Origin of the sequence: Acinetobacter sp. YH01003 (assembly GCF_013420525.1) — a bacterium.
Taxonomy (GTDB): Bacteria; Pseudomonadota; Gammaproteobacteria; order Pseudomonadales; family Moraxellaceae; genus Acinetobacter; species Acinetobacter towneri.
Window position 1 is genome coordinate 1 of the sequence record NZ_VOXY01000003.1, and the last position, 12,826, is coordinate 12,826.

Annotated in this window: 13 protein-coding genes and 1 pseudogene; 11 read left to right on the forward strand and 3 right to left on the reverse strand. The window is 42.7% G+C overall.

Going from position 1 to position 12,826, the window contains the following annotated elements; genetic code table 11:
- Positions 1-117, forward strand: a pseudogene (locus tag FTT70_RS04425) (transposase); the annotation flags it as partial.
- A 588-nt stretch (positions 118-705) separates the two neighbouring features.
- Positions 706-1,365 carry a hypothetical protein gene (locus tag FTT70_RS04430; protein ID WP_136144754.1) on the forward strand — a complete coding sequence of 220 codons (660 nt, stop codon included), beginning with the start codon at positions 706-708 and terminating at the stop codon, positions 1,363-1,365.
- A 48-nt stretch (positions 1,366-1,413) separates the two neighbouring features.
- On the opposite strand, the gene FTT70_RS13775 is transcribed toward FTT70_RS04430, so the two are convergent.
- Positions 1,414-1,473 carry a hypothetical protein gene (locus FTT70_RS13775; protein WP_225531235.1) on the reverse strand — a complete coding sequence of 20 codons (60 nt, stop codon included), beginning with the start codon at positions 1,471-1,473 and terminating at the stop codon, positions 1,414-1,416.
- A gap of 154 nt (positions 1,474-1,627) precedes the next feature.
- A complete protein-coding gene (locus tag FTT70_RS04440) occupies positions 1,628-1,822 on the reverse strand; it encodes a DUF3565 domain-containing protein (RefSeq protein ID WP_167846407.1) in 195 nt (64 codons plus the stop codon).
- Between the two features lie 116 nt (positions 1,823-1,938).
- On the opposite strand from FTT70_RS04440, the gene gshB reads away from it, so the two are divergent.
- The 8 genes from gshB (at position 1,939) to lpxC (ending at position 11,298) form a co-directional block, all read left to right on the forward strand.
- Positions 1,939-2,883 carry a glutathione synthase gene (gene gshB / locus FTT70_RS04445; RefSeq protein WP_167846406.1) on the forward strand — a complete coding sequence of 315 codons (945 nt, stop codon included), beginning with the start codon at positions 1,939-1,941 and terminating at the stop codon, positions 2,881-2,883.
- Positions 2,884-3,202: 319 nt separating this feature from the next.
- Positions 3,203-4,306, forward strand: a complete 1,104-nt coding sequence (murG, locus tag FTT70_RS04450; RefSeq protein ID WP_180168331.1) for an undecaprenyldiphospho-muramoylpentapeptide beta-N-acetylglucosaminyltransferase — start codon at positions 3,203-3,205, stop codon at positions 4,304-4,306.
- Between the two features lie 3 nt (positions 4,307-4,309).
- Positions 4,310-5,758 (forward strand): UDP-N-acetylmuramate--L-alanine ligase, encoded by a 1,449-nt coding sequence (gene murC / locus FTT70_RS04455; RefSeq protein ID WP_104852725.1) that lies wholly within the window; start codon positions 4,310-4,312, stop codon positions 5,756-5,758.
- A gap of 56 nt (positions 5,759-5,814) precedes the next feature.
- On the forward strand, positions 5,815-6,744 hold the full coding sequence (locus FTT70_RS04460) for a D-alanine--D-alanine ligase (protein WP_004974232.1): 930 nt from the start codon (positions 5,815-5,817) through the stop codon (positions 6,742-6,744).
- Positions 6,745-6,746: 2 nt separating this feature from the next.
- On the forward strand, positions 6,747-7,601 hold the full coding sequence (locus FTT70_RS04465; RefSeq protein WP_004974235.1) for a cell division protein FtsQ/DivIB: 855 nt from the start codon (positions 6,747-6,749) through the stop codon (positions 7,599-7,601).
- Positions 7,602-7,668: 67 nt separating this feature from the next.
- Complete coding sequence (gene ftsA, locus FTT70_RS04470; RefSeq protein WP_004974236.1) at positions 7,669-8,931, forward strand: cell division protein FtsA; 1,263 nt, start codon at positions 7,669-7,671, stop codon at positions 8,929-8,931.
- A 159-nt stretch (positions 8,932-9,090) separates the two neighbouring features.
- Positions 9,091-10,272: a cell division protein FtsZ gene (gene ftsZ / locus FTT70_RS04475; RefSeq protein ID WP_004974238.1), complete on the forward strand. Its 1,182-nt coding sequence runs from the start codon at positions 9,091-9,093 to the stop codon at positions 10,270-10,272.
- A gap of 123 nt (positions 10,273-10,395) precedes the next feature.
- Complete coding sequence (gene lpxC / locus FTT70_RS04480) at positions 10,396-11,298, forward strand: UDP-3-O-acyl-N-acetylglucosamine deacetylase (RefSeq protein ID WP_004974240.1); 903 nt, start codon at positions 10,396-10,398, stop codon at positions 11,296-11,298.
- Positions 11,299-11,395: 97 nt separating this feature from the next.
- Here lpxC and FTT70_RS04485 read toward each other — a convergent pair whose 3' ends face one another.
- Positions 11,396-11,836, reverse strand: coding sequence for a DciA family protein (locus tag FTT70_RS04485; RefSeq protein ID WP_004974242.1), 441 nt, complete (start codon positions 11,834-11,836; stop codon positions 11,396-11,398).
- Between the two features lie 106 nt (positions 11,837-11,942).
- Here FTT70_RS04485 and FTT70_RS04490 point away from each other — a divergent pair, with 106 nt between their 5' ends.
- Positions 11,943-12,626, forward strand: coding sequence for a M23 family metallopeptidase (locus FTT70_RS04490; protein ID WP_004974246.1), 684 nt, complete (start codon positions 11,943-11,945; stop codon positions 12,624-12,626).
- Positions 12,627-12,826 lie beyond the last annotated feature (200 nt).

Here is a 12,826-nt window from a genome sequence, read left to right on the forward strand (position 1 = left end):
TGGAAGCAGATGAAATATTATTGGCGAGATTTTCAAGTCATGACAGCTGATAAAATAGAGCAATGGGTGGAGAGAGTATCAAACCAATTCGGAAAAGAATACATGTTTACTTTTTAATGACAGCTTAGTTTCTAATCCTCAAACTGAGCAAACTCTGCCTATAAGTGCTCAACAGAATTTAATAAATAGTTTTACAAATAAGAGGAAGTATGAGAACTATTATATTGAGTTTAATAAAACCGATTATGTAAAATTTAAAACAGGAATTCCTCCATACGATGAAGATAAAAAAGGGCTATTTGGGAGTGTTTTACAAATAGTTTCAGGAGCATGTGATTTTATCGTTACATCTATTTTAAAGAAAAAGAATCTGTTTATAACAGTTTCATATCACCCGCCAGTTGTAAAACATGATGCAAATAAAATCACTCCTTATGCAACTCTAAGACTCTATAAAGAAAAAAATAGAAAATCTGAATTATTAAAAATACAAGAATTGAAGTCTGATGGTGGGGTTTGGAGTATTGAGCGAGGAAAAGAACCAGTAGGTTTCTGTAACATTACCTTACCTGAGCCTGATTTACTCCTATTGAGGGTTGAATTAGATCTTGGATATGTATTGACGTTTAGCGGTGGAGTTGTTACCCCGATACCCAGTTTTACAACCCACAGCTTTACTTTAAATTCCGCAGCAAGGGAAGTTAGATGAAGAATTTTCTTATTTTTTTAACAGCCTTCTTGATATTCGGAAGCACTGCCTGCTCATCTAATGGACATAATACACATCATGGTGAAGTTGAACTCACTCAAGATAGTGAAGCTGCCCAGAGTCTTTCTGCAGAAGATCAATCTATTATAAAAAAATATAAAGATACGATTCATAATTTGAATTTTAGGGAAAGAGAACATGCGAATAAGGTAATGAAAGATAGTTTGTCTGAAATAAACAAAATTAAGAATGATTCCGAGCGAGAAAAGTTGCAAATGCAGATTTACTTAGCCACAGCCATGTATAAAGAAGCTTATGATTTAAATAGTAAAATGTTAAAAACTAGGTTTAGCGAAGCACGTTTACTGACTCAATGTGAGTTGAGCTATTACGCTAAAAAGCCTAAAAATGAATATGAAAAATGTTATGCCCAAGTAGCGTCATTGCTGGAAAAGACATTGAAAGTCACTCCTAAAAATGACTCTGAATATTTATATGGTGAGTGGGGGTACTTACTCGCGATGTATAAGGCAGGACATGAAGAATATAGACAAAAAATGGAAGATTTTATTCATTCTACTCAAGATAAAACGCTGAAATATCAGTTTGAAAGTTCTTATGAGTTGGCGATTGAACAGATCGCTAGTTACCAGTGATCTTTGTTGTATTGGTTTTCAGGAGTGCGTAAATACATCAACCTAACCCTACTGTTGTGATGTATGCAAAATTCTTAAAATACGAACAGAATCTTTAACGTCATACACGACAACATAGTGCGATGCACCACAAGTTCTCGAGTTCCATGGATGAGACCAGATCGCCCTTTAATGGCAGCGAAGAATGCTATACACGCACGACTTAAAAGGAGACATTTGGGGTATGAAGAGGGTATGAATAACACTGAGTATCTAAGCGTATTCACTCAGTCTCCTCCTCACACTTCTTACACTCCAGCATCACCCCCAACTTTTCCTTGCGCCCTTGCTCTGTGATTACCCACGGGCGGTTTTGCCACGGTGGATTATGCCGCACATGCTGCCCATGACCGCAGGCCAAATCTGCGACCCAATCATTTTCTTCATCTAAATGAAAATCAATAATCGCTTGTTGCATCGCATACTCCTAAGTGCATGATGATCGTGGATAAAGCGTTACGAAAATTGCAGCAAAACCAAAGCCAAACTCCGCTATACTTTTGCTTATTCAATTCTTCAAAAGAGCACCGAAATATGCGCGTACTTGTTGTGATGGATCCCATCGAAAGTGTCAATTTGAAAAAAGACTCAACCATGGCGATGTTATGGGCGGCAAGCCGTCGTGGGCATACCTTGGGCTATGCATTACAGCAAGACTTATATATTGATCAGGGCAAGGCATTTGGTCTGATTGCTCCGCTCAAAGTCTTTGAAGACTATAACCATTATTACGAATTGGGCGAAAAACGCAAAGAATCCTTAGCCGATTATGATGTCATTCTCATGCGTAAAGACCCGCCTTTTGACATGAATTTCGTTTATACCACATATATTTTAGAGCAAGCTGAACGCGAAGGCGCATGGATCATCAACAAGCCGCAAAGCCTGCGTGACTGTAATGAAAAGCTGTTTGCGACTCAATTCCCAGAACTACAAGTTCCGACATTGGTCACTTCACAACAAAGCCTGATTCGTGAATTTATTCAGCAACAGGGTGATGTGATCGTTAAACCGCTCGATGGCATGGGCGGCATGGGAATTTTCCGTTTGTACCAAGATGGGGTCAATATTGGCTCAACCATTGAAATTCTGACCAACAACGGCACTCAGCCAATCATGGCGCAGCGCTATATTCCAGAAATTGTAGATGGTGATAAACGCATCCTCATGGTTAATGGTGAGCCTGTGCCTTATTGTTTGGCACGAATTCCACAAAATGGCGAAGTGCGTGGCAACTTAGCTGCAGGTGGTTTAGGCGAAGCACGTCCATTGACTGAAAATGACAAAGCCATTGCCGCCAAAGTCGGGCCATTTTTACGTGAAAAAGGCTTGGTTTTTGTCGGATTAGATGTGATTGGCAACTATGTCACTGAAATCAACGTGACCAGTCCAACGTGTATTCGTGAAATTGATGCACAGTTTGGTACATCCATTGCCGATGATTTATTTACCGTACTTGAAGCAGGTCGTCCCAACTAAGTTTGGGCTTTATGCTCACTGTATCAATACAAAAGCCGTTTTCTATTTGAAAGCGGCCTTGTTTTTAGAGACGTGGATACAAAAAACAACTTAAACACTTTGCAAAATAGATCAATCAAAGCAGGTAAAATTGAATAAAACTTAACATTTTCCGTAGATTAATAATAAAACTAGTTTAAACTTGAAAATCTGTAGAAAAAAACAATCAAGCACTTGGTGAAAAAAAGTAAATAACCTTTCAAGCCCATGCGTTTGTGATTACAATTGATAGCTTATACAAGATTTTTATTTGCCTTATTTTGAGTTGAAGAATTAAACCGTGACTGACGCACAGCAACAACAGCCTAAACATGTCATGATGATGGCCGCAGGTACAGGTGGACATGTTTTTCCCGCTTTGGCCGTCGCAAAACAATTACAGCAACAAGGGATTCAAGTGTCATGGTTGGCGACCCCAATGGGCATGGAAAATCGTCTGCTTAAAAATCATAATATCCCAATTTACCAAATTAATATTCAAGGTGTACGTGGCAACGGTTTGATCCGTAAACTGGCTGCACCATTTAAAATTTTAGGCGCAACGCTCAGTGCTGTGCGTTACATGAAGCAATTAAAAGTTGATGCTGTTGCAGGTTTTGGTGGTTATGTGGCAGGGCCGGGTGGCTTGGCAGCACGTGCTTTGGGTATTCCTGTGCTGATTCACGAACAAAATGCAGTTGCGGGTTTTACCAACACTCAATTGTCACGTGTGGCAAAAACCGTGTGTCAGGCTTTCCCAAATACCTTTCCAAACAGTAACAAAATTGTCACCACAGGCAACCCTGTTCGTGAAGAAATCACTGCGACCTTAAGCCCTGCATGGCGCTATCAGGAACGTGAAAAAGCAGGCTTGCCAATTCGTATTTTAATTGTGGGTGGTTCACTAGGTGCACAAGCCTTAAATGAATGTGTACCTGAAACGTTAAAGCAACTAAATGTCGCTTTAGATGTTTATCATCAATGTGGGCAAAACCATGCCGATGCGACGCAGGCACGTTATGCACACAAGCCTGACCATTTACAGGTTGAGGTACAGCCTTTTATTGAAGATATGGCCAAAGCCTATAGTGATGCCGATTTAATTATTTGTCGTGCGGGCGCACTCACGGTAACCGAGGTCGCGACTGCAGGTGTTGCAGCAGTATTTGTACCATTGCCTAGTGCGGTGGATGATCACCAAACTGCCAATGCCAAATTTTTAGCCGATTTGGGTGCAGCAAAAATCTGTCCGCAAGCCAGTATGACTCCCGAAAGTTTAACAACATTATTAACCCCGTTAATGAATCGTCAATTGTTGTCTGAAATGGCGGTCAAAGCCCGTCAGCAGGCACAGCCAGATGCAACTCAGCACGTGGTTCGTCTTATTCAAGCATTGTTCGAGTAAAATATGTCTCCATCTACACCCGCTGATCAAGCGAAAAAATTAATCAAAGTGCCTGAAATGCGCCGTATCAAACACATTCATTTTGTGGGTATTGGTGGCGCGGGGATGTGTGGTATTGCCGAAGTCTTGAAAAACCAGGGCTATAAAGTATCGGGTTCAGACATCAAAGCCTCAAAAACCACAGCGCAATTAGAAGAAAACGGCATCAAGGTTTATATTGGGCATGCGGCAGACCATATTAAAGGCGCAAATGTTTTGGTGGTGTCTACTGCAATTGACCCAGAAAACCCAGAAATTAAAGCAGCAATTGACACCCGTATTCCTGTGGTGCGTCGTGCTGAAATGCTGGGCGAGTTGATGCGTTATCGTCATGGTATTGCAGTGGCGGGTACGCATGGTAAAACCACCACCACCAGTTTAATTACCTGTATGTTGGCCGAAGAAAACATGGATCCAACTTATGTGATTGGTGGCTTGCTAAACCGTACTGGGGTCAATGCAGCATTGGGTGCGAGCCGTTATATCGTGGCAGAAGCCGATGAATCTGATGCATCGTTTTTATTCTTAGAGCCCATGGCGGCTGTGGTGACTAATATTGATGCCGACCATATGGACACCTATGGTGGTAGTTTCGATACCTTAAAAGATACCTTTATTCAATTTTTGCACAAACTGCCATTCTACGGTTTGGCTGTGGTGTGTGGTGATGATGCCAATATTCGTGAAATCATGCCGCGTATCGGGCGCCCTGTATTGACCTATGGTTTTAATGAAGACAACGATATTCGTGCCATTGATGTCGATCAAGACGGCATGCGCACACACTTTACTGTACTGCGTAAAGACCGCGAACCGTTACGCGTGACGGTGAATCAACCGGGGCTGCATAACGTATTGAATGCCTTGGCTGCAATTGGAATTGCCACCGATGAAGGCGTTTCTGATGGTGCAATTTGCCGTGCTTTAGAAGGCTTTAGCGGTGTCGGTCGTCGTTTCCAAGTACAAGGTGAGTTTGAGGTAGCAGACGGCAATGTGAAATTGGTAGATGACTACGGACATCACCCGAAAGAAGTGGAAGCCACCATTAAAGCTGCGCGTCAAAGTCATCCTGATCGCCGTTTGGTGATGTTGTTCCAACCACACCGTTTTAGTCGCACCCGTGACTGTTTTGATGACTTTGTGGAAGTGTTGTCACAAGTCGATCAATTGTTATTGCTCGATGTTTATCCTGCGGGTGAAAAACCAATTGTTGGCGCAGATAGCCGTACTTTGGCACGCAGTATTCGTTTGCGTGGTCAGGTTGAGCCAATTTTGGTCGATCCAAATGACGGCAACCTACCGAATATTGTGAAACAAGTGTTACAGGCCAATGACTTGTTATTGACCCAAGGTGCAGGTAATGTGGGGGCGATTTCAATCGAGCTTGCACAAAACCATTTATATTTAAAATAATCACAACCTGTGATGTTTGAATTTGATCGACCAGTTTAAAGTTTAAGGATATAAACGTGTCAAATGCTTCAAAGTTCGGCAAAGTTGCCGTGTTATTGGGTGGAAAATCTGCTGAGCGTGAGGTTTCTCTAGACAGCGGTCAAGCAGTACTCGAAGCACTGCTACGTTCTGGGGTCAATGCAGAAGCATTTGATCCACAAACACGTAGCGTGACCGAATTGGTCAATTATGATCGTGCCTTTATTGTGTTACACGGGCGCGGTGGTGAAGATGGTCAAATTCAAGGTGTTTTGGAATGGTTGAATATTCCATACACGGGTACGGGCGTGCAAGGTTCAGCCATTGGCATGGACAAAGTGAAGACCAAGCAAATTTGGCAAGGTTCTGACTTGCCAACTGCGCCATATCGTATTGTTAGCAAAGATTCCAATATTGAAGACGTGGTTGCCGAATTGGGTTTACCACTCATCATCAAGCCTGTACATGAAGGTTCAAGTATTGGCATGAGCAAAGTCGAAAAAGTAGAAGACTTTGCCGATGCTGTAGCGAAAGCAACTGCACATGACGCTATTGTTATGGCTGAAAAATGGATTACAGGACGTGAATTTACCATCGTGCTGTTAAATGGTCAGGCTTTACCGATTATTCGTTTAGAACCACCGAAAGATGTGGCGTTCTATGATTATGAAGCCAAATATCAACGTAATGATGTGCAATACGGTATTCCGTGTGGTTTAAGCACTGCCGAAGAGCAACAGTTACAAGCTTTGGCATTACGTGCCTTCCAAGCCGTGGGTGCAAGTGGCTGGGGTCGTATTGATGCCATGCAAGATGAGAACGGCAATTTCTGGCTATTGGAAGTGAATACCGTGCCGGGAATGACCAGCCACTCTTTAGTTCCGAAAGCGGCAAATGCAGTCGGCTATAGTTTTGATGAGCTGTGTGTGGCAATTTTGGCACAAACCCTTACAGGTGAAGCACACTAAATATGGCTCAACTTCCTGCATCCTTGCGCCGTAAACGGGCAGCGATTACCTCGATTCATGACAAACCGCCAACAGCCAAAGAAAAGCTGATTCATTTTGGCGGTTGGGTAATGCTGTGCGTTGCGGTGCTCGTGTTGGCAGTGGGTGCGTACGGGCTATACAAAGTCATGACCGATGCACAAATTGCCAAGCTAGATGTAGTGGGTACACGTTCAGATGCGGAACACCGCCAAGTGATGACGCATGTGAACCCTGTAATGACCAAGAACTATTTCACCTCTGACCTAGAGCAAATCCGCGATACCGCTTTGGAGTTGTCTTGGGTAGATCGAGTGGTGGTTTCACGTGCGTGGCCGAATGCTATTCGTGTGCGGGTTATGCCGCGTCATCCAATTGCACGTTGGGGGACAGGTCGTTTGCTCAGTGACAGCGGTGAAGTCTTTACCGAGGTCACGCCACAAAATAATCAACATTTACCGTTATTACACGGGCCAACGCATCAATCTAAAATGATGATGCGTCGTTATAATGAAATTAACCAATTATTCTTACCCGTCAACGATCGTTTAAAAGAACTATATTTAACAGAACGTATGACGTGGTTTATGCAGTTTGATTCAGGTCTACGTGTTATTGTAGATAAAGATCAAACCATGAGTAAGCTGCAGCGCTTGGGGCATCTTGCACAAAGTGATTTGAAACCTGTATGGTCTAAAATATCCGCCATCGATTTGCGTTATCGCAATGGTTTAGCCATTCAATGGAAAAACTCAATTCCGCCAAAAATTGCAAATGGTCACTTTGTTGTAACGATTGATGACACAAGCATTGCAGAGGGAATAAGAGCAAAGCCATAATATTGGGCTTTAAAAAAATAGAGGCATTAAGCCATAAATTAAACATACTGGTAATGGTAGTGAATAAATGAGTGAAGCTGTTCCCTCGGTTGTTGCGATTGACATTGGGACGCACAAAGTTTCAGTTTTGATTGCTAAGGTCCATGCGCCAGACAATATCCAAGTCATTGGTATGGCCACCGCACGTAATCGAGGCATGAGTAAGGGAAAAATTGTCAGTCTCGATAAAGTGATTACTGCAATTAAAAATGCCGTGCAAGAAGCGGAAGATATGGCGGAATGCCGTGTGCATTCGGCATGGATTTCTATTCCTAGTGCAGAGCTAAAAAGCTTTTATGCTTCAGGTCGCACACCTATTGAAAGTAGTGATCACACCATTACCACCAGTGAAGTGGTACGCGCCTTGGACTTGGCCAAAGCCAGTCACCTCACCTCAGACCATTATTTGGTGAGTGCAGTACCACTCGGTTTCGATTTAGATGATTCGGGTGAATGGGTACAAAACCCAATTCGTATGTCAGCACATAGCATGACGGGGCATTATCAATTGATGATGTTGCCTATTAGCACCATGCAGAATTTAGACCGTGCTTTAAAAGGTGCCAATATTGGTGTCGAAAAAATGGTGGTGTCAAATTTAGCCACTGCAGAAGCCAGTCTGCTTAAAGATGAAAAAGAATACGGTGTGTGTCTGGTAGATATTGGCGCAGGTACGACCAGTATTGCAGTTTATTTAGATGGACGTTTGGCCTTGGCACACACTTTGCAGCGTGGTGGTGAGCATGTCACCCGCGATATTGCAGCGGTGTTACAAACCACAACTGAAGAAGCTGAACGGATTAAGCTATTGTATGGCTGTGTAGATATGAAAGTGGTCAAACCTGATCACATGATTCAGATTCAGGGCATTGATGGGCCGCAAACCATTAGCCGTATTGAACTGGCGGAAATTATTATTGCGCGTTATGAAGAAATTTTTGCACAAATTCGTCAGGAACTCGAAAAGAGCGGTGCCATTCATGGTTTATATCATGGTGTGGTTTTGGCGGGTGATGCCTCACAAATTGAAGGCATGATCAGCTTGGTACGTCGTATGTTGGGTGTTTCGGCACACTTGGGGAATCATCCTTCACAAGTTTATGCCGATGAACCGCATCAGGCCGCCTTACGCCGTTCACAATATGCAACAGCTTCAGGCTTATTGCTTTATAGTCAAAACTATACTCAAGACACGATTGTAGAACATGAAGACCCTGAAACCTTATCGGTTTGGGGGCGTGTCGGACGGGCATGGTCTGGCTTGAACGAAAAGTTAAAATCTATTTTTTAGTTGAGTTTTTTGGGAATATTGTTAGGAAGTTGTACGGATCATCACTGGTACTTGACAAGCCAGAAGTTGAACAGCATTCTTAAAAATAATTTTTATGAAGATCAAGGCAGTATACGGGCTTAAGTGACTGCCAATAACGTATTAGGAAATCTAAAGGTCATGGCCTCATTTGAATTTATAGATGATCAAACCGATAGCAACGGTCAAGCCCGTTTCACTGTGTTTGGTGTGGGTGGTGCAGGTGGTAACGCTGTGCAGCACATGCTTGAGTCGGATATTCAGGGTGTAAAATTTGTTTGTGCCAATACGGACAAACAAGCATTGGATCGCATGAATTCGCAATTCAAAATCCAGCTAGGTGAGCAAAGCACACGTGGTTTAGGCGCGGGCGGTGATCCTCAAGTGGGTCAAACTGCAGCGGAAGAAAGCCGCGAGCTGATCTGTCAGCAACTTGAAGGCACAGACATGGTGTTCGTGACTGCAGGGATGGGCGGTGGTACAGGTACAGGTGCTGCGCCAGTTGTGGCTGAAATTGCCAAAGAAATGGGCATTTTGACTGTTGGTGTGGTGACTACGCCATTTAACTTTGAGGGTAAGCGTCGCTTACTTTCTGCGGAAAAAGGGATTGCGGCATTAGAACAGCATGTAGACTCTTTAATCATTATTCCAAACCAGCGTTTAATGAAAGTTTACCGCGACATTTCAATGAAAGATGCGTATAAAAAAGCCGATGACGTTTTGTTGAACGGTGTACGCAGTATTTTTGATTTGGTGGTACGTCCAGGTCACATCAACCTAGACTTTGCTGACTTGAAAACTGCGATGAGTACGCGCGGTTATGCGATGATGGGTGTTGGTTCAGGTCGTGGTGAAAACCGTGCGCGTCAAGCGGCTGAACAAGCGATTCGTAGCCCATTGCTCGATAGCGTAACCATTGCCAATGCCAAAGGCTTGTTGATTAACGTAACGGGTGGTGATGATGTGACCTTCGGTGAAATCGAAGAGATCATGGACGTGATTCATCAACTTTCAGATACCGAACAAACCCAAGTATTCTACGGTACGGTATTTGATCCTGAAGCGCGTGACGAAATTAGCGTGACTGTTATTGCTACTGGTTTAGCGCGTAACACAGGCGATACACCAGAGCCTGCAAAACGCACCGTGACACAAACCACTTCTGCAGCACCAACAGCGGCAGTAGAAGAAGATGATGTGCCTGCAATTCAGCGTCAGCAGGCAGAAACTGCGCCTGCAATTAGTGCGACAACAACATCAGGCTCTGCGCGTCCAACGCCAATGAGTATTCAAGACTATTTGAAAAATCAGCAGCGTAAATAAGCCAAGATCCTCAATTTCATTGTGTGATCGGGAAAAGGCAGTTTTAAACTGCCTTTTTTGTTTTTTATCAATGGCTAAATATGCTAACGTATAGCGGTTTTAAAATTTAGATGAATTGAGAACATGCTGAAACAACGTACCCTACAACGTGTCGTCAAGGCGAGCGGTATTGGTCTGCACAGTGGTCAAAAAGTATTGATCAACTTTGTGCCGCATCATGCCGATGGGGGAATTGTGTTTCGTCGTATCGATTTAAATCCGCCTGTCGATATTCCAGCCGATGCCATGCTGATTCAAGAAGCATTTATGTGCTCGAATTTGGTTCAGGATAATGCCAAAGTTGGCACTATTGAGCATGTTATGAGTGCAATTGCAGGGTTGGGCATTGATAACTTGATTATTGAAGTGTCTGCCTCTGAAGTGCCCATTATGGACGGCAGTGCAGGGCCTTTTATTTATTTGTTGATGCAGGGTGGTTTAAAAGAACAGGATGCTGCGAAAAAGTTCATCAAAATTTTAAAACCTGTAGAAGCTTTAATTGACGATAAACGTGCGGTGTTCAGTCCGCATGAAGGTTTTCAGCTCAATTTCACCATCGACTTTGATCATCCTGCCTTTAAAAAAGAATATCAGTCTGCCACCATCGATTTTTCTACAGAAACCTTTGTCTATGAAGTCAGTGGCGCACGTACTTTTGGCTTTATGAAAGATTTGGACTATTTAAAAGCCAATAATTTGGCTTTGGGTGCGAGTTTAGATAATGCCATTGGGGTAGATGATACAGGCGTGGTCAATGAAGAAGGTTTGCGCTTCTCGGACGAGTTTGTACGGCATAAAATTTTAGATGCTGTGGGGGATTTGTACTTGCTTGGACATCAAATTATTGCCAAGTTTGATGGTTATAAATCAGGACATGCCTTAAATAATCAGTTATTACGCAATGTTCAGAGCGATCCAAGCAGTTATGAAATTGTAACATTTGATGACATAAATTCTTGCCCGATCACTTTTGTGCATGTGACATAAGTCATTGTCTTTTCTTACTACGTTATAATGTAACAACAATAATATGTGAATTTCATCACAAATTTGAGCGCGAGTTTTTGGTGTTTTCTGCAAACAATTATTTTTTATTGCTTGCCAAACGTAACAAAGCTTGGCTAAGCTTAGGGTCGCTCACAAAGTCAGCAGCACCTCGTAACATATCTTGAGTTTCTGGACTAAGTGTTCTTAAAGGCTTTTCGCTTTTTGGGGGCGTTTGAGATTCAACTCTTAAACGAACTTGAATTTTTTGTATGTCTTTCAGTTCATGCAGTTGTGACAGTTGAGTAATGTATTGCTTTTGCAAATAAGCAAGTTGACTGACCATCGCTTGATTCGTTCCAGTAATGGTTAAGACACCTTGTTGATAACAAACCACCTGCCATTGCTCTGGTTGCGGCAGTAAAGGTTGAATAAGTTTGCCAAGTTTCTGCCATGCAGCAACTTGGGTTGAGAGAAACGTTAGGTTTCCTGTTTTTATGTGTTTTCTTGTTTGTTGAAAGAGATTCACAGGTTCGGACATACATCATTCCTTCATGTTTATGCCCTAATCTTATGCGCTCCTTTCAGTAGATATCAAGGAAGAGATCACAAGGAACTTCAAGTAAGAACAGTTAAGAGGTTTTTTTATGCATTCGCGCCGTATTTTATTAGCGTTTTCACTGGCAGCTTCGGCAGCATCTGTCGCATTTGCTGATTTAGTTGAGTTAGATTCTCAAAATTCATCGACTGATCGTATTGAGCAATTAACCCGCACCTTGTCACAAGGTTCTTATACAGAAACACAAGACATTGATGTTCCTGCACAAACGCAGATGACCGTTAAGCTTCGTGAAAAGACTACAGAATTAAACAATGCGTCTTTAGCAAAAAAATACGGTACCAATACCAGCACCCGTTTTGCTTCTTCAAATCCTTATGCTTGGTTAGTGTCACATCCATTACCAAATGCACGTATTAGCTCGAACTATGGCGGTCGTGTCATGAGTGGTCGTGCTGAAAACCATTCAGGCTTAGACCTTGCTGCACCAAGCGGTACTCCAATTTATGCGACTGGCCCAGGTATTGTGACCAAGTCAGGCTGGGGCACAGGTTATGGTCAATATGTAGAAATTAACCACGGTAATGGTTATATCACGCGCTACGCACACGCTTCACGTTTAATTGCACGTGTGGGTGACCGTGTAGATGCAGGCGAACATATTGCCAACGTGGGTTGTACAGGTCGTTGTACAGGTCCTCACTTACATTATGAAGTAGTGAAAGATGGTCAACGTAAGAACCCTTCTACCTATTTAGCAATGTTGCCGTAATGTTTTGGCTAGAAATTCATGCTCTAGCCACACTCACTGTAAACTACACGCGAACTACAAATTAAAACATGAAATTAAAGCGGCAAAGGTCGCTTTTCTTTATACTCACGTTTAGCTTTTAGCAAAATCTAGTGAGACATTTCAGACATCAACTTATCACCTAAAAAAATAATAACACGCAGTATCTGCTTTATTGTATA

Coding starts and splice junctions, on each gene's coding strand:
- FTT70_RS04430 (WP_136144754.1), top strand. CDS start 706: ATGAAGAATTTTCTTATTTTTTTAACAGCCTTCTTGATATTCGGAAGC.
- FTT70_RS04440 (WP_167846407.1), bottom strand. CDS start 1,822: ATGCAACAAGCGATTATTGATTTTCATTTAGATGAAGAAAATGATTGG.
- gshB (WP_167846406.1), top strand. CDS start 1,939: ATGCGCGTACTTGTTGTGATGGATCCCATCGAAAGTGTCAATTTGAAA.
- murC (WP_104852725.1), top strand. CDS start 4,310: ATGTCTCCATCTACACCCGCTGATCAAGCGAAAAAATTAATCAAAGTG.
- FTT70_RS04465 (WP_004974235.1), top strand. CDS start 6,747: ATGGCTCAACTTCCTGCATCCTTGCGCCGTAAACGGGCAGCGATTACC.
- ftsA (WP_004974236.1), top strand. CDS start 7,669: ATGAGTGAAGCTGTTCCCTCGGTTGTTGCGATTGACATTGGGACGCAC.
- ftsZ (WP_004974238.1), top strand. CDS start 9,091: ATGGCCTCATTTGAATTTATAGATGATCAAACCGATAGCAACGGTCAA.
- lpxC (WP_004974240.1), top strand. CDS start 10,396: ATGCTGAAACAACGTACCCTACAACGTGTCGTCAAGGCGAGCGGTATT.
- FTT70_RS04485 (WP_004974242.1), bottom strand. CDS start 11,836: ATGTCCGAACCTGTGAATCTCTTTCAACAAACAAGAAAACACATAAAA.
- FTT70_RS04490 (WP_004974246.1), top strand. CDS start 11,943: ATGCATTCGCGCCGTATTTTATTAGCGTTTTCACTGGCAGCTTCGGCA.